General features: G+C 62.9%; 20 protein-coding genes and 1 tRNA gene. 11 read left to right on the top strand and 10 right to left on the bottom strand.

What is annotated here, in order from left to right; all coding sequences use genetic code 11:
* Positions 1 to 82: 82 nt before the first annotated feature.
* The gene (locus tag NKK50_RS07720; protein ID WP_023671202.1) at positions 83 to 550 is read right to left on the bottom strand and encodes an Hsp20 family protein; all 468 of its coding nucleotides are present in this window, start codon (positions 548 to 550) and stop codon (positions 83 to 85) included.
* Between the two features lie 457 nt (positions 551 to 1,007).
* On the opposite strand from NKK50_RS07720, the gene NKK50_RS07715 reads away from it, so the two are divergent.
* From NKK50_RS07715 to NKK50_RS07700, 4 genes are all read left to right on the top strand, one after another.
* Positions 1,008 to 1,967: an alpha/beta fold hydrolase gene (locus tag NKK50_RS07715; protein ID WP_023828232.1), complete on the top strand. Its 960-nt coding sequence runs from the start codon at positions 1,008 to 1,010 to the stop codon at positions 1,965 to 1,967.
* A gap of 167 nt (positions 1,968 to 2,134) precedes the next feature.
* Positions 2,135 to 2,296: a hypothetical protein gene (locus NKK50_RS07710; protein ID WP_352543243.1), complete on the top strand. Its 162-nt coding sequence runs from the start codon at positions 2,135 to 2,137 to the stop codon at positions 2,294 to 2,296.
* Positions 2,297 to 2,299: 3 nt separating this feature from the next.
* Positions 2,300 to 2,533, top strand: coding sequence for a DUF1127 domain-containing protein (locus tag NKK50_RS07705; protein ID WP_352543242.1), 234 nt, complete (start codon positions 2,300 to 2,302; stop codon positions 2,531 to 2,533).
* A 125-nt stretch (positions 2,534 to 2,658) separates the two neighbouring features.
* Positions 2,659 to 3,489 (top strand): helix-turn-helix domain-containing protein, encoded by an 831-nt coding sequence (locus NKK50_RS07700; protein WP_352543307.1) that lies wholly within the window; start codon positions 2,659 to 2,661, stop codon positions 3,487 to 3,489.
* 12 nt (positions 3,490 to 3,501) lie between these two features.
* Here NKK50_RS07700 and hisN read toward each other — a convergent pair whose 3' ends face one another.
* Both hisN and NKK50_RS07690 read right to left on the bottom strand, forming a co-directional pair.
* Positions 3,502 to 4,275 (bottom strand): histidinol-phosphatase, encoded by a 774-nt coding sequence (gene hisN / locus NKK50_RS07695; protein ID WP_023671197.1) that lies wholly within the window; start codon positions 4,273 to 4,275, stop codon positions 3,502 to 3,504.
* A 337-nt stretch (positions 4,276 to 4,612) separates the two neighbouring features.
* Positions 4,613 to 5,554, bottom strand: coding sequence for an N-formylglutamate amidohydrolase (locus NKK50_RS07690; protein WP_023704024.1), 942 nt, complete (start codon positions 5,552 to 5,554; stop codon positions 4,613 to 4,615).
* Between the two features lie 164 nt (positions 5,555 to 5,718).
* Here NKK50_RS07690 and cpdR point away from each other — a divergent pair, with 164 nt between their 5' ends.
* Positions 5,719 to 6,081 (top strand): cell cycle two-component system response regulator CpdR, encoded by a 363-nt coding sequence (cpdR, locus tag NKK50_RS07685; RefSeq protein ID WP_023671195.1) that lies wholly within the window; start codon positions 5,719 to 5,721, stop codon positions 6,079 to 6,081.
* A gap of 115 nt (positions 6,082 to 6,196) precedes the next feature.
* A tRNA-Val gene (locus NKK50_RS07680) sits at positions 6,197 to 6,271 on the top strand.
* 107 nt (positions 6,272 to 6,378) lie between these two features.
* Here NKK50_RS07680 and NKK50_RS07675 read toward each other — a convergent pair.
* From NKK50_RS07675 to NKK50_RS07645, 7 genes are all read right to left on the bottom strand, one after another.
* Positions 6,379 to 6,666: a DUF982 domain-containing protein gene (locus NKK50_RS07675; protein WP_031197745.1), complete on the bottom strand. Its 288-nt coding sequence runs from the start codon at positions 6,664 to 6,666 to the stop codon at positions 6,379 to 6,381.
* Positions 6,667 to 6,781: 115 nt separating this feature from the next.
* Positions 6,782 to 7,087, bottom strand: a complete 306-nt coding sequence (locus NKK50_RS07670; protein WP_023701027.1) for a DUF982 domain-containing protein — start codon at positions 7,085 to 7,087, stop codon at positions 6,782 to 6,784.
* A 181-nt stretch (positions 7,088 to 7,268) separates the two neighbouring features.
* Positions 7,269 to 7,733, bottom strand: a complete 465-nt coding sequence (locus tag NKK50_RS07665) for an Hsp20 family protein (protein WP_023671192.1) — start codon at positions 7,731 to 7,733, stop codon at positions 7,269 to 7,271.
* A 406-nt stretch (positions 7,734 to 8,139) separates the two neighbouring features.
* Positions 8,140 to 8,346 (bottom strand): hypothetical protein, encoded by a 207-nt coding sequence (locus NKK50_RS07660; protein WP_081732499.1) that lies wholly within the window; start codon positions 8,344 to 8,346, stop codon positions 8,140 to 8,142.
* 81 nt (positions 8,347 to 8,427) lie between these two features.
* Entirely contained in the window at positions 8,428 to 9,393 is a 966-nt protein-coding gene (fcl, locus tag NKK50_RS07655) for a GDP-L-fucose synthase (RefSeq protein WP_352543241.1), read from the bottom strand.
* A 9-nt stretch (positions 9,394 to 9,402) separates the two neighbouring features.
* Positions 9,403 to 10,473, bottom strand: a complete 1,071-nt coding sequence (gmd, locus tag NKK50_RS07650; RefSeq protein ID WP_023686427.1) for a GDP-mannose 4,6-dehydratase — start codon at positions 10,471 to 10,473, stop codon at positions 9,403 to 9,405.
* A 104-nt stretch (positions 10,474 to 10,577) separates the two neighbouring features.
* The gene (locus NKK50_RS07645) at positions 10,578 to 11,732 is read right to left on the bottom strand and encodes a dihydrodipicolinate synthase family protein (protein ID WP_023744189.1); all 1,155 of its coding nucleotides are present in this window, start codon (positions 11,730 to 11,732) and stop codon (positions 10,578 to 10,580) included.
* A gap of 229 nt (positions 11,733 to 11,961) precedes the next feature.
* Here NKK50_RS07645 and NKK50_RS07640 point away from each other — a divergent pair, with 229 nt between their 5' ends.
* From NKK50_RS07640 to NKK50_RS07620, 5 genes are read left to right on the top strand one after another with little or no spacing between them, the layout of a single operon-like run.
* Positions 11,962 to 13,020, top strand: coding sequence for a LacI family DNA-binding transcriptional regulator (locus NKK50_RS07640; RefSeq protein WP_023744188.1), 1,059 nt, complete (start codon positions 11,962 to 11,964; stop codon positions 13,018 to 13,020).
* Positions 13,017 to 14,027 carry a Gfo/Idh/MocA family protein gene (locus NKK50_RS07635; RefSeq protein WP_023833580.1) on the top strand — a complete coding sequence of 337 codons (1,011 nt, stop codon included), beginning with the start codon at positions 13,017 to 13,019 and terminating at the stop codon, positions 14,025 to 14,027. Before NKK50_RS07640 ends, NKK50_RS07635 begins: the two co-directional genes overlap by 4 nt.
* Positions 14,024 to 15,625 (top strand): acyl CoA:acetate/3-ketoacid CoA transferase, encoded by a 1,602-nt coding sequence (locus NKK50_RS07630; protein WP_023833581.1) that lies wholly within the window; start codon positions 14,024 to 14,026, stop codon positions 15,623 to 15,625. Before NKK50_RS07635 ends, NKK50_RS07630 begins: the two co-directional genes overlap by 4 nt.
* A complete protein-coding gene (locus tag NKK50_RS07625) occupies positions 15,618 to 16,394 on the top strand; it encodes an enoyl-CoA hydratase/isomerase family protein (protein ID WP_023744185.1) in 777 nt (258 codons plus the stop codon). The genes NKK50_RS07630 and NKK50_RS07625 overlap by 8 nt, the downstream gene beginning before the upstream one ends.
* Before the next feature lie 10 nt (positions 16,395 to 16,404).
* Positions 16,405 to 17,916 (top strand): aldehyde dehydrogenase family protein, encoded by a 1,512-nt coding sequence (locus NKK50_RS07620; protein ID WP_023833582.1) that lies wholly within the window; start codon positions 16,405 to 16,407, stop codon positions 17,914 to 17,916.
* The last annotated feature ends 35 nt before the right edge of the window (positions 17,917 to 17,951 follow it).

Raw genomic sequence — 17,951 nt, 5'->3', positions numbered from 1 at the left:
AAAAAAGCGGCGCCTCGCGGCGCCGCTTTCGTCTCGGGAGGAGACGCTTTCAACCTTGGGCGTTGTGACGCCGCCGTCTTGATCACGCGGCGTTCTTGGCCTCGATCTGCTTGGCGTTGGCCGAAGAGGCGGTAATCGCGATCTTGCGCGGCTTCAGCTCCTCGGGGATGTTGCGCTTAAGGTCGACGAAAAGCAGGCCGTTCTTCAGGGTGGCGCCGACGACCTCGACATGGTCGGCAAGCTGGAAGCGGCGCTCGAACGAACGCGAGGCAATGCCGCGGTAGAGCAGCTCGGAGCCTTCGCCATTGCCCTCTTCCTTGCGCTCACCCTTGACGGTCAGCACGTTGCGGTGGGCTTCGATCGAAATCTCTTCGTCCGAGAAGCCGGCAACCGCCATCGAGATGCGATAGGCGTCCTCGCCGGTGCGCTCGATGTTGTAGGGCGGATAGGTCTGCGCGCCATCAGGCTGGGCCAGCGAGTCGAGCATGGTGAACAGTCGGTCGAAGCCGACGGTCGAGCGATAGAGCGGGGAAAAATCAACGTGACGCATGAGGTGTTCTCCTGTTGAGCAACATGTTTGCGTGTGGCCGGTGCGAAACCCTGGAAAGGCGTTTCGGTGGACCAGCAGCCCCAAGATCGGCGGCTGCATCCGACATTTGGGGAGCGCAAAAGCGCATTTCAAGGATTTTCGAAGAGCGCCAATCGAGGCGTCGATGAACGGCAGATGAACCGCCGCTTCGGCGCCCGTTCAGCCGGCCGGCGCTAGAGTGCCCCACGATAAAGAACCAGGCGGCGCCGGATGAAAGCGCCGCGACGAGGCCGACCGGGTGTAATGTCCCTTCCTCCCGGATCGACAGAGGCCGGAAGCACGCCGCCGCAGGCTGCTTCCGGCCTTGCTCGTTGTTCGTCCGCCCCCTTGGCGCCCTCCCTTTGCTTTTCATCCATTGGCGTCTATCACCATGCCGACGCCCCTGCCGGGTGAGACACCACGAACACGCAAGCGCCTAATGACGGATCTCTTCCATCCCACGCCAGGCAATCCGCCGCCGCAAAATGTCGGCGGCGGCTTTTTCACCACGCGCGACGGCAAGAAGATCCGCTACGGCCTGTTTGCCGCGGTCACCCGGCCGCTGAAAGGCACCGTCGTGCTGCTGCCCGGCCGCAACGAGTGCATCGAGAAATATTTCGAAACCATCCGCAACCTGACCGACCGCGGCCTCGGCGTCGCCACGCTCGACTGGCGCGGCCAAGGCGATTCCGACCGGCTGATCGCCGACCCGCAACGCGGCTATGTCCGCTCCTTCTACGATTACACCGGCGACCTCGAACAGTTCTTCGAGGACATCGTGCTGCCCGACTGCCGCGGCCCGTATTACATCCTCGCCCATTCCATGGGCGCCGTGATCGCGCTGCTCGCGGCGCCGTCGATGGTCAACCGGGTGCGTCGAATGGTGCTGATTGCGCCTTTCCTGACGGTGCCCGACTCGCCCGTGTCGGCAAAAACGGCGCGCCGCGTCTGCTCGGTATTGTGCTTTCTCGGCCTCGGTCGGCTCTACGCCGCCTGGGGTCCGCGTCCCAGGGAAACCCTGCCCTTCGCCCTCAACAAGGTGACATCGGACCCCGGGCGCTATCAGCGCAACACGAAAATCTACGAGCACTATCCGCAACTGGCGCTCGGCGGGCCGACGATCCGCTGGCTGCAGGCGGCAATCAAGGCAGGCGAAGCCATCAGTGAGCCCGACTTCATGGCCAGGATCCAGGTGCCGCTGCTGATGATCGCCGCCGGCGCCGATCAGGTCGTCTCGACCAAGGCCGTGGAAGCCTATGCCAGGCGTCTGCGCCTCGGCTCGCTGCTGATGATCGATGGCTCGAAACACGAGATCTTGCAGGAGGCGGATGTCTATCGCGAGCAGTTGCTCGCCGCCTTCGACGCCTTCATACCCGGCAACGACGACCCGACAGCCTGATGCCGCCGGCGCTGCATGTTGCGGCGCCTTGAGCTTGCGTCGCCTGCTGACAGCCTTCTGTCAGGAGCAGCGCCGGCAGCACCCAAAGAGCTAAAGATTCTGACAGCCGGTGCCGCCCCGGAATGCTCATCTCTCCGGGTCGAACCGAACGCCAAGGAGATGACGTCATGACCGAGAAAACCTGCGCTGCCTGCGATTGCCAGCTGGACGCCAACCCGATCCGCGTCAAGGTCGGCGGCAAGACCGTCGAGGTCTGCTGCGAGGAATGCGCGATTGCGCTGAACGAAGCCGGCGCCGCAGTGGCCGGCGCCGGCAACGGGGAAGCCTGAGCGATGCGCCCCGATCATGCAGCGCAATGCCTCGCACATCAGCCGACAACTCAAACCGCGACGTTCCGGCGGTCCTTGCGGACACAAGGCATCGCGGCGGCCAACTGGATCGGCCGTCAACTGGAAAGCCGCCGAAGCCGCCTTGCCTTGCTCGAAATGACCGACGAACAGCTCAAGGACATCGGACTGTCGCGCAGCGACGCTCACTGCGAATACATGCGCCGTTTGTGGGACTGAGCCATGGCCGTACGAAGGGCCCGACAGGTGAAGTCTCCTGACAGGTTTGGACAAGCCAATCGCCTAATGTGCCGGAGCAGCTTTCGGCGCAAGGGTAGAATGCAACGGCCATGTCTCAGCTCACCATGTCGCAGTTCACGGTACAGACGCTTCTGGACACCGGCACCGGCAGGGTGAGGGATGTCCTCTGCAGCGGCGAATGCCGGCACAAGAGCGAAGAAGAGTGCACCGCTGCCACGCATCTTGTGTTTCCCTATCGCGGCGTCTTCGTGCGCCATGTCGGCCGCAACGATGCGGTCGCCGAAGCCAACCAGTTGTTGTTCTTCAACAACGCCGAAGGCTACCGGATCAGCCATCCCGTCGAGGGTGGCGATTCCTGCCTCGATCTCGTTGTCGAGGAGGCGCAACTGCAGGAGTTGAGGCCGAAGGAGCAGTTGCGCTCGGGCAGCGCCGTGGCGTTTCGTCGTCAGCGCCGCCGCATCGACCCGCGGGCTCAGGCGCTGGTGGCGGTGCTGCGCCACAGCCTGAGCCGCAACATTGCCGAAACGCTGGAGGCCGAAACCCTGGCGCTGACGCTGGTGCGGCGCTCCCTCGGCGAGCGCACCTCGCATTCCGCCGGCGCCAGCGCTGGCCGGCAGAAGCTGGTCGATCGCGCCAAGCTCGTCCTGTCCTCGGATCTTTCGCGGCGCTGGACGCTGGCCGAGATCGCCGCTGAAGTCGGGGTATCACCGGTTTATCTCACGCAGGTTTTCCAGCAGGTCGAGGCGATGCCGCTCTATCGCTACCATCTGCGCCTGCGGCTGGCGCGCGCGCTCGACCTGCTTGGCCGCTACGACAATCTGACCACGCTCGGCCTGGACCTCGGCTTCTCCAGCCACAGCCATTTCAGCTCAGCGTTCAGGCAGGTCTACGGGCGAACGCCGGCGGAATTCCAGCGCTCGATCAAGCCGCGCTGATCGGGTCGACTATCAGCCCCGCAGGGCTGCCATTGCAGCCGCATGAAGCTCCGGCGTTGCGGCGGCCAGGATGTCGCCGCCCTTTTCCGCCGGACCGCCCTCGAATGTGGTGACGACGCCGCCGGCCTTTTCGATGATCGGGATCAGCGCCACGATGTCGTAGGGTTTCAATCCGGGATCGGCGACGATGTCGACGCTGCCGGACGCGATCATGGCAAAGGCGTAGCAATCGGCTCCGTAGCGGGCGAGCTGGATCTGTTTCTCGAACGCGTCGTAGCGGGTGCGCGCCTCGCCCTTGAAAAGCGCCGGCGTGGTGGTGAACAAGGTCGCCTCGTCAAGCTTCGTCCTCTTGCGGGTCGACAGCTTCCGCGGCCCACCGGGGCCTTCGTAGTGGGAGCCGGAAGCGTTGGCGTAGAACAGCTCGCCGGTGAACGGCTGCGCCATCATGCCGGCGACGGCGTCACCGTCGACCGTCAATCCGACCAGCGTTCCCCACACCGGCAAGCCTGAGATGAAGGCGCGGGTACCATCGATCGGATCGATCACCCAGACATGCCTTGAGGAGATGTTTTCGCTGCCATGTTCTTCGCCAAGGATACCGTGATCGGGATACTCAGCCGAGATCAGCGCCCGAATGGCGCGCTCGGCCTCGCGGTCGGCCTCGGTGACCGGGTCGAAACTGCCTTTTTCCTTGTTGGCCACCGCGCCCTGTGCGCGGAAACGCGGCAAGGTTTCAGCCGCCGCCGCTTGCGCGATCCGGCGCATGAAATCGATGCTGATGTCCACGTGATTCTCCCGCATTACAGAGTGCCAACCCGGTCTGCCGGCACTTTCCCGCCAAAACAAGCCGGTTTATCGATTTATCAGAGACATCAGCGTTGCCGAAATGTCACACATCGGGACCATCGAAACGCATTTCCACATCAGAGTGAATTAAAAAAGCGTGGGATCGATTGACATTTGTGCATCGCACAATAAATTTGTTCTCGGACAGGTTTTCCTGTCCATGCCCTCCTTGGGCGTTTCCTCCCTAGACTTCGACCGTGTCGTGCAAACGATGCGGTCTTTTTTTACGCTGCGGGATGGCCAGCGCGGGATTGCATGAACAGCCGCCGCTCCGGCGTCATTCGGCGGCCAGCGGCAGGTCGATGAAGTGGTGGTCGGGCATCGCCATCAGGTCGGCCGAAAAGCGCGCCATATCGTCGGCCAGCGCATCGAAGCCGGCCGATTTCTGGAACGTCCGCTCATTCATGTAGAGGCCGCGATTGACCTCGATCTGCAGCGCATGCAGATGGCGCGCCGGCCGGCCGTAATGCTCGGTGATGAAACCGCCTGCATAGGGTTTGTTGTGGGCGACGGTGTAGCCCATGCCGATGAGCAGGCCGATCGCCGTCTCGGTCAGGGCCGCCGTGGCCGAGATGCCGAAACGGTCGCCGACGATGAAATCCGGCCGCAGGCCGCTGTCGCCCACCCTGATGCTCGCCGGCATCGAATGGCAGTCGATCAGCACGGCATAGCCGAACCTGGCATGGGTTCTGGTCAATAGCCGCTTCAGCGTCTCGTGATAGGGTTTGTAGACCGCCTCTATGCGCTGGACGGCCTCCGCCAGCGGCAGACGGCCGGAATAGATGTCGAGCCCCTCGCCCACCAGCTTGGGCACGGTGCCGAGCCCGCCGGCGACACGCGCCGAGCGGATGTTGCAGAAGGACGGCACCGGCTCGGCGAACATGCGCGGGTCGAGTTCCCAGGGTTCGCGGTTGACGTCGAGGTAAGCGCGCGGAAAATTCGCCGCCAGCATCGGCGCGCCCAGCACCACCGCGCTGCCGAACAGCTCGTCGACATAGCAATCCTCGGAGCGGCGGATGGCGTTCCGGTCGAGCCGCGCCATGGCCAGGAAGCGGTCTGGATAATAGCGGCCGCTATGCGGTGAGTTGAAGACGAAGGGAACGCGCTGCTCGGCGCCCGATCGGATTTCGAAGGGTGGAACGACCGAAAAATCTTCGGCTGCCGTCGTCAATTTGAACGAACCCGGAAACAGCAATGCATCATGATGGGAAACTGCCACCTCATCGGCCGCATGTCCAGCATTTCGGCATGTCAGGAACCGCGTCAAATCAGGATTAATGCCGCCAACGTTCACTTGATGTTTACCGTCAGCTCCTCATATACAGGATGGTTAACGGGCTTGCCGGACGGCAGGCTTGGCTGGGGTGATTCGGACGGGACAAGATGGCACGCATTCTGCTGGCGGAAGACGACGACGACATGCGCCGGTTCCTGGTCAAGGCACTGGAGCGGGCCGGCTACCACGTCAGCGATTTCGACAATGGCGCCAGCGCCTACGAGCGGCTGCGCGAAGAACCTTTCTCCCTGCTGCTGACCGATATCGTCATGCCGGAGATGGACGGCATCGAACTCGCCCGCCGCGCCACCGAGATCGATCCCGACCTCAAGGTGATGTTCATCACCGGTTTCGCGGCCGTCGCGCTCAACCCCGATTCCAAGGCGCCGAAAGACGCCAAGGTGCTGTCCAAGCCCTTCCACCTGCGCGATCTCGTCAACGAGGTCGAAAAAATGCTGCAGGCCGCCTGAAGCGCGCACAGTGTGATCTCGCCGCTTCGTCGGCGGCGCGACAAAACGAGCCTTTCTTTCCCTTTTCCGGCTATTGACGCGCTGGACCAAAAATGGTGTATGCGCGGCTTCGGATGGGCGTGTAGCTCAGCGGGAGAGCACTGCATTGACATTGCAGGGGTCACAGGTTCAATCCCTGTCACGCCCACCATCCTTTCGATCACTTGGCCAAGCCCGTTTTTGGCGCACCCCTTCGACAACTTAGCCGGTAAGGCGGCCACCGCTTGTGGCAGCCGCCTCGTTCAAACGCGACGCGCTTTAGACGTGGTGCGGGCTTAGCGTCCTTGAAGGCGCAGGCTCGATGCCGTCCTCCATAAGAATATCCTTCTTGCGAGCGAACGCGACGAAGACGCCTCGTGCTGTCTCGGGTTCCACATCACCAATCAGAGCGGCTTTGCAAGCGCGAATAGCAGCTCTCTGCTCCGGGCTGTTGCCACACCATTCGGATGCGAATTGATAGGCATCTGCGACCGTGTTGAGTTGGCGGGGAAAGCCCAAGCCCACCCACACCCGGACTGGCTTTTCAAAAGGTTTCGATAGCATCATGACCTCCTTTCCTAATGCATGTCACGCAGAAGTGTGCCGCGGGTCTGGGACAACGACATGCATCAAAGCAAAGACTTAAAGCGTGTCGCATGAATCGGTTTCAGCGCGACGCGCTTTAGGCAGTCACTCCTCCGCCTTCGCCACCTCTGCCCATCATCCACGGCATTGTCGTGGATACTTCTTCCTCAAGGATTCTGGCTGCTTTCGCAAAACCGCTGAACGCGTCTCTGGCTGCGGAAAGCGGATAATCGCTATCGAAAGCTCGCTGGCAGGCCCGCAATGCGGTTTGGTGAATGGGGCCGCGCCTGTCCTTCGGCCATTCATAGAGGAACTCCAGAGCGTCCTCGAGACACGTGATTTCCTGAACAAGGTTGTCGCCGCTTTTCACGAAAACGGCGCTGTCAAACATCCGATCGTTCATATGATCCTCCAAATCGAACGAACCATTGAGTTCATGGTTTGCGCGGTCCAGGCCAACTGCGGGCGCGCGACAGATGCGCGCCAGTACGTCCTGCAGTGATCATCTTCGTTTCTCCGCAATCACAGCCTCCCGGCCGAAACCGGGAGGCGGACCCGCAGTTCAAAGTGACAGATCGACAGGATTACGCGGCTTTACGCGCGCGGTCCGTGTCTTGCGTGATCTGAGTGGCGGCCGTCGGCGTGTCGCCCACGCCGATGCTAATGCGGCGCGGCTTCAGCTCTTCGGGAATCTCACGGACGATGTCGATCGAGAGGAGGCCATTCTCCAGTTTGGCTGCCTTGATCTTCATGTGGTCGGCAAGCTTGAACGTCTGCCTGAAACTGCGATAGGCGATGCCCTGGTGCAGCAGCTGGCGTCCGCTCTGATCATCAGCCTTCTGGCCTACCACGACCAGTTCGGGTCCATGCTGGGTCAGCTCAACCTCATCCTGGCTGAAGCCTGCGATGGCCATCGAGATACGGTAATCGTTCTCGTCGACCTTCTCGATGTTATAGGGCGGCCAGTCTGGACGCGTGCCGCTGTCGAGCATGTCGAAAAGCCGGTCGAAACCGACGGTGGTCCGATAGAGGGTATCAAAGGTTCTCATAGCCACATCCTCCTTGAAGCAACATGGGTACAAGGACGCCGCCCCGTGCGGCGCCGCCATTTTTTGCCGAGCCTTATGGCCTTAGCGGAAATCGAATTAGGAGGCGCCCCAAATGAGTTCAAGAGCATCTCGAATTTTTTTTAGTAGCATCCTCCCATCGACGGAAAGCGAAATCTGAGTTTCTCCAGGACCTTCCCTTCGAACAGTCGAACAGCCCCTTGAAGTACAGATCCGGCGGGAAGTTTTCGCGCGATCTGCGCGACCGCATCGTCTACTGCCCCGCCGTCCCGTTTCGTACTCAAATGCCGGCCAGCAAGGAACCGGGTAGCGGCCTTCCGATCCGTAAATCCACCCTGTCGGAGGGCGAAACGTCCCGGCACGTGCCGGGACGTTTCAGGCTCGCGGATCATTGCGGCCGCGGATCGGGCCTGTCGGGCTTGTCATGAGGGGCGTTGCTGCCTTCACGGCACGGGGTGCCGATGCCGCAGCATTTGCCGTTGTAGGTGACACCGGGCTTGGTCTTCTCGCATTCCCTCGGCGGTGCCGTCTGACACCCTGCCAGCACCGAAACCGCGATGGCGGCGAGAAATGCGTTTCTTGAAGTGATAAACATTGACGTTCTCCTTGATGGACCGTGTTTGCTACACACCGCTTGGTCGCGGGCGGCAGCGAAATGGTTCAAGGAAAATTGGAATCAGGCCGCGCCGAGGCGGACATCACCCTTCTCAACATGGTTGAGAAACCACGCATACGTCTGTTCCAATCCACCGCGAAGCGCGTAGCGCGGGCGCCATCCCGTTGCAAACAGCCGCGAAACATCCATCAACTTGCGCGGCGTGCCATCTGGCTTGGTCGTATCGAAGGCGATAGCCTCGACGCCGGCGACCGATGCGACGGTCTGGGCAAGCTCGGCAATGGTGACATCCTCGCCCGAACCGACATTGACGTGGCTGTCGCCGGCATAATTCTTCAACAGCCAGACCAAGGCATCGGCGGCGTCGTCGACATGCAGGAATTCACGCCGTGGCGTGCCCGAGCCCCAGACCTCGAGGCTGTTGCCGCCGCTCAGCGCCAGTGCATGCGCCTTTCGCATCAGGGCCGGCACGACATGGCTGGACTGGAGATCGAAATTGTCGCCAGGACCGTAAAGGTTGGCCGGCATCGCCGAGATGTAGTCGACGCCATGCTGGCGCCGATAGGCCTGGCACAGTTTGAGCCCGGCGATCTTGGCGATCGCATACCATTCATTGGTGGGTTCGAGCGGACCGGTCAGCAGCGCGTCTTCCCTGATCGGCTGCGGCGCGAGCTTTGGATAGATGCAGGACGAGCCGAGAAACAAAAGCTTGCCGACCTCGCTGCGAAAGGCGCCGTCAATGACATTGCCCTGCATAACCAGGTTTTGCTGCAGGAAATCGACAGGGAACCGGTCATTGGCCAGGATACCGCCGACTTTGGCGGCCGCCATCACCACCGCATCCGGCCTGTGCTCGGCCATCCAGCGCCGCACCCCTGCCTGGTCGAGCAGGTCGAGCCTGTCGCGCGATACGGTGAGTATCTCGCAGTCCTCGCTCGCCAGCCGGCGCACGACGGCCGAACCGACCATGCCGCGATGCCCGGCGACGAAGACACGCTTGCCTTTCAGATCAAATGTCGCGTCCATGAACCTGCCTCACGCAGAACGGCTGTTCTGCCGCGTGCCGCCGGCGGTGCGCGCCAGATCGGCCTGCACCATTTCCGCCACCAGATCCCTGAAGCCGGTCGTGTGCGACCACCCCAGCCTGGCTTTGGCCTTGGCGGGGTCGCCGAGCAGCAGGTCGACCTCGGTCGGCCGGAAATAGCGCGGATCGATGCGCACCAGGACAGTGCCCGAACCGGCATCGACACCAACTTCATCGACACCCTCGCCTTGCCAGCGGATGGTGCGTCCGGTCTCGGCAAAAGCCAGTTCGACGAATTCGCGCACCGAATGCGCCTCACCGGTCGCCAGCACGAAATCGTCGGCTTCACTGTGCTGCAGAATGCGCCACATGCCCTCCACATAGTCGCGCGCATGGCCCCAGTCACGCTTGGCGTCGAGATTGCCGAGATAGAGCGTGGCCTGAAGGCCGTGATGGATCGAGGCGACGGCCCGCGTGATCTTGCGGGTGACGAAGGTTTCGCCGCGTGTCGGGCTTTCGTGGTTGAACAGGATTCCGTTGGCGGCGAACATGCCGTAAGCCTCGCGGTAGTTGACCGTGATCCAGTAGGCGTAAAGCTTGGCGGCGGCATAGGGCGAGCGCGGATGGAAGGGCGTCGCCTCGCTTTGCGGGACCTCGCGCGCCTTGCCGTAAAGCTCCGACGTCGATGCCTGATAGAAGCGCACCGACTTCTCCAGGCGCAGGATGCGGATCGCCTCGAGCAGCCTGAGTGTTCCCAGCGCATCGGCATTGCCGGTGTATTCCGGCGTCTCGAAACTCACCTGGACATGACTCTGGGCGCCGAGATTGTAGATCTCGCCGGGCTGTGTCTCCTGCACCAGGCGAATAAGGTTGGTCGCGTCGGTCAGGTCGCCATAATGCAGGAAGAAACGCGCACCGCGCTCGTGCGGATCGACATAGATGTCGTCAACGCGCTCGGTGTTGAACGAGGACGAGCGGCGTTTGACGCCATGGACAATATAGCCCTTCTGCAGAAGCAATTCTGCGAGATAGGCCCCGTCCTGCCCGGTTACACCGGTGATGAGCGCCACTTTTTCCGTCATTGCCGCTCCGTCCGCATCCAATCCCGGCAACCGAATACAGATTTGGCGCGAGAACGCAAATCCTCCATACGTGGGATAGGTTTCAGCCAGCGATTGTGTCGTTCTCAGGCACCTGCAACCGCGCAGAAATGCTTCATCCTGGCCAGCGCAAGCTCGGGATCGGCGAGCAACCCTGCCTGGTCGGCAAGGCGGAAGATGTCGGCATAGTGCAGGATGCCGCGCGCCGACTGCATGCCGCCGACCATGGCGAAATGGTCCTGATGGCCGTTGAGCCAGGCCATGAAGACGATGCCGGCCTTGTAATACTCCGTCGGCGCCTCGAAGATCTTGCGCGACAACGGCACTGTCGGCGCCATCAGCGCGTCATAGCCGGCGCGGTCGCCCTCAGCCAGTTTCGCCAGCGCCGCACTGGCGACCGGCGCGATGGCGTCGAAGATGCCGAGCAAGGCGTGCGAGTGCCGCTTCCCGTCGCCGGCAATCAGTACGGGATAGTTGAAATCGTCGCCAGTGAACATGACGACGCCTTCCGGCAGCCGGTTGCGCAAGGCAACTTCCTTGCCGGCATCGAGCAGCGATATCTTTATCCCCTCGACCTTATTAGCATGGCGCTCGATGATGGCGACGACGGTGTCGAGCGCGGCCTCGAAATTGCCGCTGCCCCAATAACCTTTCAGTGCCGGATCGAACATGTCGCCCAGCCAATGCAGGATGACCTTGCCGGATGCCTGGCTGAGGATGCGATCGTAGACGTGCACATAGTCATCTGAGCTCTTGGCCACGGCTGCCAGCGCCCGGCTTGCCATCATGATCGCCTTGCCGCCCTGCCCTTCTATGAAAGCGAACTGCTGCTCATAGGCGGCGGTCACCTCGTCGAGGGTTTTGGCAGCTCCCGGCGCCAGATGATCGGTGCCGGCGCCCGAGGCGAGGTCTGCGCCTTCGACGCTGCGCGCCTCGGCGATCGAGCGGCGGATCAATTCCTGCGCATTCGCCCAGTCGAAACCCATGCCGCGCTGGGAGGTGTCCATCGCCTCGGCGATGCGGAAGCCAAGCCGCCACAAATGATGCCGAAACGCCATCGTCTTGTCCCAATCGACCGCAGGCTTCGACCAGGGGTCGGTCATCGCGAAAGGATCGGCGACGACATGGGCCGCGGCATAGGCGATGCGCGGGAAAACCGCACCGATTACGGGCTCGACCGGACTGCCCGCCAGCTTGTAGCTGACGCGGCCGCCATTCTGCGTAGGCAGGGTGATATCCATGGCAACCTCCGTTTTCGGCATCCTATAAATGGAACGTTCCAATAAATCAAGAACCTTTATGATTGCGGCGATTGAACCGGTCCAAATGCCGAAGAAGGCTAAGAGTCCTTGCTAGGAACCACATTCATCACCTTATCGATCTCCGCAAGAATCCCGATTGACTCTCGGTTGGCAGAGTGATTAGAACGTTCCAATAGATTTGCCCATTTAAGCGGAGGAAACCACCGACATGGCCAGCCGGGCCAAGGCAACGATCCTGGACATCGCCCGCGAGGCTGGTGTGTCCAAATCGACGGTGTCGCTTGTGCTGCAAGGCTCAGGGCTGATCCGGCCTGAAACCGCGGTCAAGGTTCGCAAGGCGATCGAGGATGTCGGCTATGTCTACAACCGCGGCGCCGCCAATCTGCGCAAAGCCCATTCCAACGTCATCGGCATGGTCATCAACGATCTCACCAACCCCTTTTTCGCCGAACTGGCGGTCGGCATGGAGCGCGTCTTCCAGTCAGCCGGCATCGTGCCCTTCATCGCCAACACGGCGGAGAACCCGGTGCGCCAGGAAGAAGTGCTGAAGTCGCTGATGGAACAGGGCGTCGCAGGCCTGATCGTGTCACCGGCACGCGGCACCACGCCGGGCGCCTTCCGTCGCCTCGAGATGGCGGGCGTGCCGGTCGTCTTCGCCATGCGCCGCCTGCCGGACAGCCGCATCCCGGTGATCGCTCCTGACAACCATCGCGGCGCGTATCTCGCCGCCGCCCATCTGATCGGCAAGGGCCATCGCCGGCTGGCCTTCTTCGGCGGCACCTCCGACCTGGTCGTCTATCAGGAGCGCCTGGGCGGTTTTCGTGAAGCTTGCGAGACATTGGGCATGGCCAGACGCGACGTGCTTGTCGTCGAAGGCGAGACCAGCCGCAGGGGCGGGATCGCCTGCCTGGAAACCGCCCTTGCCATGGCCGAGCCGCCGACGGCGGCGCTGTGCTTCAACGACGCCGTCGCCTTCGGCGTCATGCTGGCGCTGCGCAAGCGCTGGCTGGAGCCCGGCGCGGATTTCGCCGTCGTCGGCTTCGACGACGTGGTCGAGGCCGAGCATTATATGCCGGCGCTGACCAGCGTCTCGGTGGACACACCCGGCCTCGGCGAACGCGCCGCCCACGTCATGCTGAAGATGATCCAGTCGCGCATCACGCATGCCGAGGACCATATCGGCGCCGTCAATCTAGTCGTCAGGGACAGCTGCGGTCCCGATCGCGGCGCCCAGGACACATCAGCAGGAATGGGAGACGCGGCATGAGCGTCAAATGGGGACTGATCGGCGCCAGCACGATCGCCAAACAGTTCATGATCAACGCCATCCGCGCGCAAGAGGGTGGCGAGATCGCGGCGGTGATGAGCTCCAGTCCGCAGCGCGCCAAGACTTATGCCGCGGAACAGAATATTCCGCTTGCCGTCTCGAGGCTGGACGACCTGCTCGGCGCCGAAATCGACGCCGTCTACATCTCGACCACCAATGAACTGCATCTCGAACAGGCGTTGGCTGCGATCAAGGCGGGAAAGCATGTTCTGTGCGAAAAGCCGCTGGCGCTGAACAGCGCCGACGCGCGCACAATGGTCGCCGCCGCCAAGGAAGCCGGTGTCGTGCTTGGCACCAATCATCATCTGCGCAATGCCGGCGCCCACCGCGCCATGCGCGACGCCATATCAGCCGGCCATATCGGCAAGCCGATTGCCGCGCGCGTCTTCCATTCCGTCTATTTGCCGGAAAACCTGCAGGGCTGGCGCATTACCAAGCCTGAGTCCGGCGGCGGCGTGGTGCTCGACATCACCGTGCATGATGCCGACACGCTGCGCTTCGTGCTCGGCGACGACCCGGTCGAGATTTCGGCCTTCACCCAGTTGGCCGGCATGGCCAGCAGCGGGCTGGAAGACGGCGCCATGTGCATCTGGCGCTTCGGGTCGGGCATCATCGCCCAGTCGCATGAAGGCTTCACAACCAAGTTCGCCGATACCGGCTTTGAGGTGCATGGTTCCGAAGGTTCGCTGGTCGCAAAAAATGTGATGACGCAGAAGCCAGTCGGCTCGGTGCTGCTACGCACCGCCAAAGGCGAGGAAGAACTGAGCTTCGACCGAGAAGACCTCTACGCCAGGTCGCTGCGCCAGTTCCATGCCGCCATGCGTGGAGAAGGCCAGCCCTCCGCCACCGGCGAGGACGGCGTCTGGTCGCTGGCCTCAGCCGAAGCAGCGTTGCAGTCGGCAAAGTCCGGCAAGGCCGTCACTATCGATCCGAAAGGTGTCGTGTGAGCAAGCTCGTCTCCGCCGCTGAAGCAGCAAGCCTCATCAAGGACGGCATGACCGTCTCCGTCTCGTCGTCGAGCGGCCTTGGCTGCCCTGACGCCGTCCTGGCTGCCATCGGCGAGCGCTTCGACGCCGAAGGCCATCCGAAAGACATCACCACGCTGCATCCGATCGCCGCCGGCGACATGTATGGCATCAAGGGCATCGACCATCTGGCCAAGCCCGGCTTGTTGAAGCGCACGCTCTGCGGCTCCTATCCCTCAGGCCCCTCCTCGTCCGAGCCGCCGCAGATATGGAAGATGATCGGCGACAATTCGGTCGCCGCCTACAACGTGCCCTCCGGCATCCTTTTCGACATGCACCGCGAGGCCGCCGCCAAGCGGCCGGGCGTGCTGACCAAGGTCGGCCTCGACACTTTTGCCGACCCGCGCCACCAGGGCTGCGCCATGAATGAGGCTGCAAGCGAGCCGATCGTCTCGGTGCAGCAGTTCGACGGCGAGGAATGGCTCTATTTCCGCTCGATCGTGCCCAACGTTTCGATCATCCGCGCCACCACCGCCGACGAGCGCGGCAACCTCACTTACGAGCATGAAGGCGCCTATTTGGGCGGCCTCGAACAGGCGCTCGCCGCGCGCAACAATGGCGGCATCGTCATTGCGCAGGTCAAGCGCGTCGTCGAGAACGGCACGCTGAAGCCGCATGACGTGCGCGTGCCCGGCGTGCTGGTAGACCACATCGTGGTGGCGCCGAACCAGTTGCAGACGACGTTGACGCCTTACGACCCGGCGATTTCGGGCGAGATCTTCCGGCCGTTGTCCAGCTTCCGCAACGCTGAGATGAACGTCCAGAAAGTAATCGCGCGCCGCGTCGCCATGGAATTGCGCGACGGCATGGCGGTCAATATCGGCTTCGGCATCTCGGCAAACGTGCCGCGTATCCTTCTCGAGGAAGACCAGCACGGCAAAGTCACCTGGGTGATCGAGCAGGGCGCCGTCGGCGGCGTGCCGCTGCTCGACTTCAAGTTCGGCTGCGCTTCCAATGCCGAGGCGATCATGCCCTCGCCGCACCAGTTCATCTATTTCCAGGCCGGCGGCTTCGATGCCTCGCTGCTCTCCTTCTTGCAGATCGACCGCCATGGCTCCGTCAACGTGTCGAAACTCTCGGCCCGGCCACATGTCACCGCCGGGGCCGGCGGCTTTGTCGACATCACGGCACGGGCGAAAAAGATCGTCTTCTCCGGCTTCTTCAATGCCGGCGCAAAACTGTCGCTCGCCGATGGCGGCATTCGCATCGATGCAGAAGGCAAGGTGAAGAAGGTGGTCAACGAGGTCGAGCACATCTCCTTCTCCGGCAAGCGCGCCGTCGCACAAGGGCAGGACATCACCTACGTCACCGAGCGCTGCGTGATGAAGCTGACGCCGGACGGTCTGATGGTGACGGAACTGGCGCCTGGCATCGACCTCGAACGCGATGTGCTGGCGCAGTCCGAAACACCGCTCGGCGTCGCCAACGACCTCAAGGTGACACCGGCGGCGCTGTACCAGGATCGGCCGATCGGCCTGTCGCTGAATGGCGGCGCTTCTCTCGGAGGCGCGCATGGCTGAGCGCCTCGTCACCTTCGAGCAGGACGGCGCCATCGGTATCGTCACGCTGCGCCGGCCGGAGAAGTTCAACGCGCTGGACATTCCAATGCTGCGCGCGCTCGAGACAGCGCTCGACGAAGCCGAAATGGCTGAAGGCGTGCGCGTCGCGCTGATCCGCGGCGAAGGCAAGGGCTTTTGCGCCGGCGGCGATGTCGAGGCCTGGGGCGAGATGAGCGCTGCCGACTTTCAGGTGCAATGGGTGCGCTACGGCCACCGCGTCTTCGACCGACTGGCGCGGCTGCGGCAACCGACCATCGCGGTGCTTTCCGGCCATGCGTTGGGTGGCGGGCTGGAGCTGGCAGTCGCCTGCGACTTCCGTGTCGCCGAAACGCAGGTGAAGCTCGGCTTTCCCGAGACATCGATCGGCGTCGTCCCCGGCTGGTCCGGCACGCAGCGCGCCGTGCGCCGCTTCGGGGCGCAGATCGTGCGCCGCATGGCGCTCGGCGGCGAGGTCTTTGCCGCCCCCGACGCGCTCGCCCTCGGCATTGTCGATCGTGTGGTCGAGACCGGCCAGGCGCTGGCAGAGGCCAGGACTTGGGCCGAAAAAATCGCCGGGCGCGGGCCGCTCGCAACCGAAGCCGCCAAGCTGATGATCGCAGTCGCCGAAGGCGAGGAAAGTGCGGCCGCCACCGAGGCGCTCGCCAGCGGCTTCGTTGCGCTGACCGGCGACCTCAAAGCCGGCGTGAGCGCCTTCAAGGCCAAGCAGAGGCCGGCCTTTTCCAGATCTTAGAGAAAGCATGATGAACGCACCGCTCAACATTTCCATGCCGGCCGAGGCGTCCAAGGCGCCGAAGGTTTACAAGCTCCTGATCGACGGCAAGCATGTCGATGCCCGTGACGGCCGCACGATTGCGCGCAACAGCCCCGGCCATGGCTTCACCGTTTCGCGCTATGCGCAGGCCGGCGAGGCCGAGGTGGAGGCGGCCATGCAGGCCGCGCACAAGGCATTCGAGACCGGCCCGTGGCCGCGCACGAAGGCGGCCGAGCGCGCAGCCATCCTGCTCAAGACGGCCGACCTGATCGAGGCCCAGCTCGAAGACATCGCCCGACTCGATGCGCTGGAATCCGGCAAGCCGATCGCCCAGGCGCGCGGCGAGATCGGCGGCGCCATCGACATCTGGCGCTATGCCGCCTCGCTCGCCCGCACGCTGCACGGCGAAAGCTACGCCAATCTCGGCGACGCCATGCTGGGCGTGGTCCTGCGCGAGCCGATCGGCGTCGTCTCGATCATCACCCCGTGGAATTTCCCGTTCCTGATCGTCAGCCAGAAACTGCCCTTCGCGCTCGCCGCCGGCTGCACCGCGGTGGTCAAGCCGAGCGAAATGACCTCGGCCTCGACCTTCGTGCTCGGCGACATCCTGATGCAGGCCGGCCTGCCCGCGGGCGTCGTCAACATCCTGGCCGGCCTCGGCGCCGATGTCGGGGGGCCGATGGTCAGCCATCCGCTGGTCGAGATGGTGTCGTTCACCGGCTCTACCCGCGTCGGCAAGATGACCATGGCTTCCGCCGCGCAGTCGCTGAAGAAAGTCTCGATGGAGCTCGGCGGCAAGAACGGCCAGATCGTCTTCCCCGATGCCGATCTCGAGGCGGCCGCTGACGCAGCAGTGTTCGGCGGCTTCTTCAACGCCGGCGAATGCTGCAATGCCGGCAGTCGGCTGATCGTGCATGAAGCCATCGCCGACGATTTCCTCGCCACTGTCAAGGCCCTGACCGCCAAGGTAACGGTCGGCGACCCACTCGACGACCGAACCAAGGTTGGCGCGATGATTTCCGCCGACCATCTGACCAAGGTCGCAGATTACGTTGCGGCAGCAGCAAAAGACGGCAGCAATGTCTATAGCGGTGGCGGCCAATTGGCGTCCAATGCCGGCCAGTACCTCGATCCGACCATCATTCGCGGCGTTACCGAAGACATGGCTATTGCGCGCGAGGAAGTGTTTGGCCCGGTGCTCTCCGTGCTGACTTTTGGATCGATTGAAAAGGCGTTGCACATCGCCAACAACACGCCCTATGGTCTGTCGGCAGGGGTGTGGAGCGCCAGCATCGACACTTGTATGTCGGTGGCGCGTGGTGTGCGTTCGGGGACCGTTTGGGTGAACACATTCATGGAAGGCTTTCCCGAGCTGCCATTCGGGGGCTACAAGCAGTCCGGCATCGGACGCGAACTCGGCAAACGCGCTGTCGAGGATTATACCGAGGAAAAGACAATCCAGTTTCATCGCGGCCAGCGCACCGGTTGGTGGGTCGGCTGAGTTTGGAAGAACCCGGTGGGCTTCCACCGGTCGTG

Origin of the sequence: Mesorhizobium sp. M0001 (assembly GCF_040324255.1) — a bacterium.
In the GTDB taxonomy this organism is placed as follows: Bacteria; Pseudomonadota; Alphaproteobacteria; order Rhizobiales; family Rhizobiaceae; genus Mesorhizobium.
This window is presented reverse-complemented; position numbering and strand designations above follow the sequence as displayed.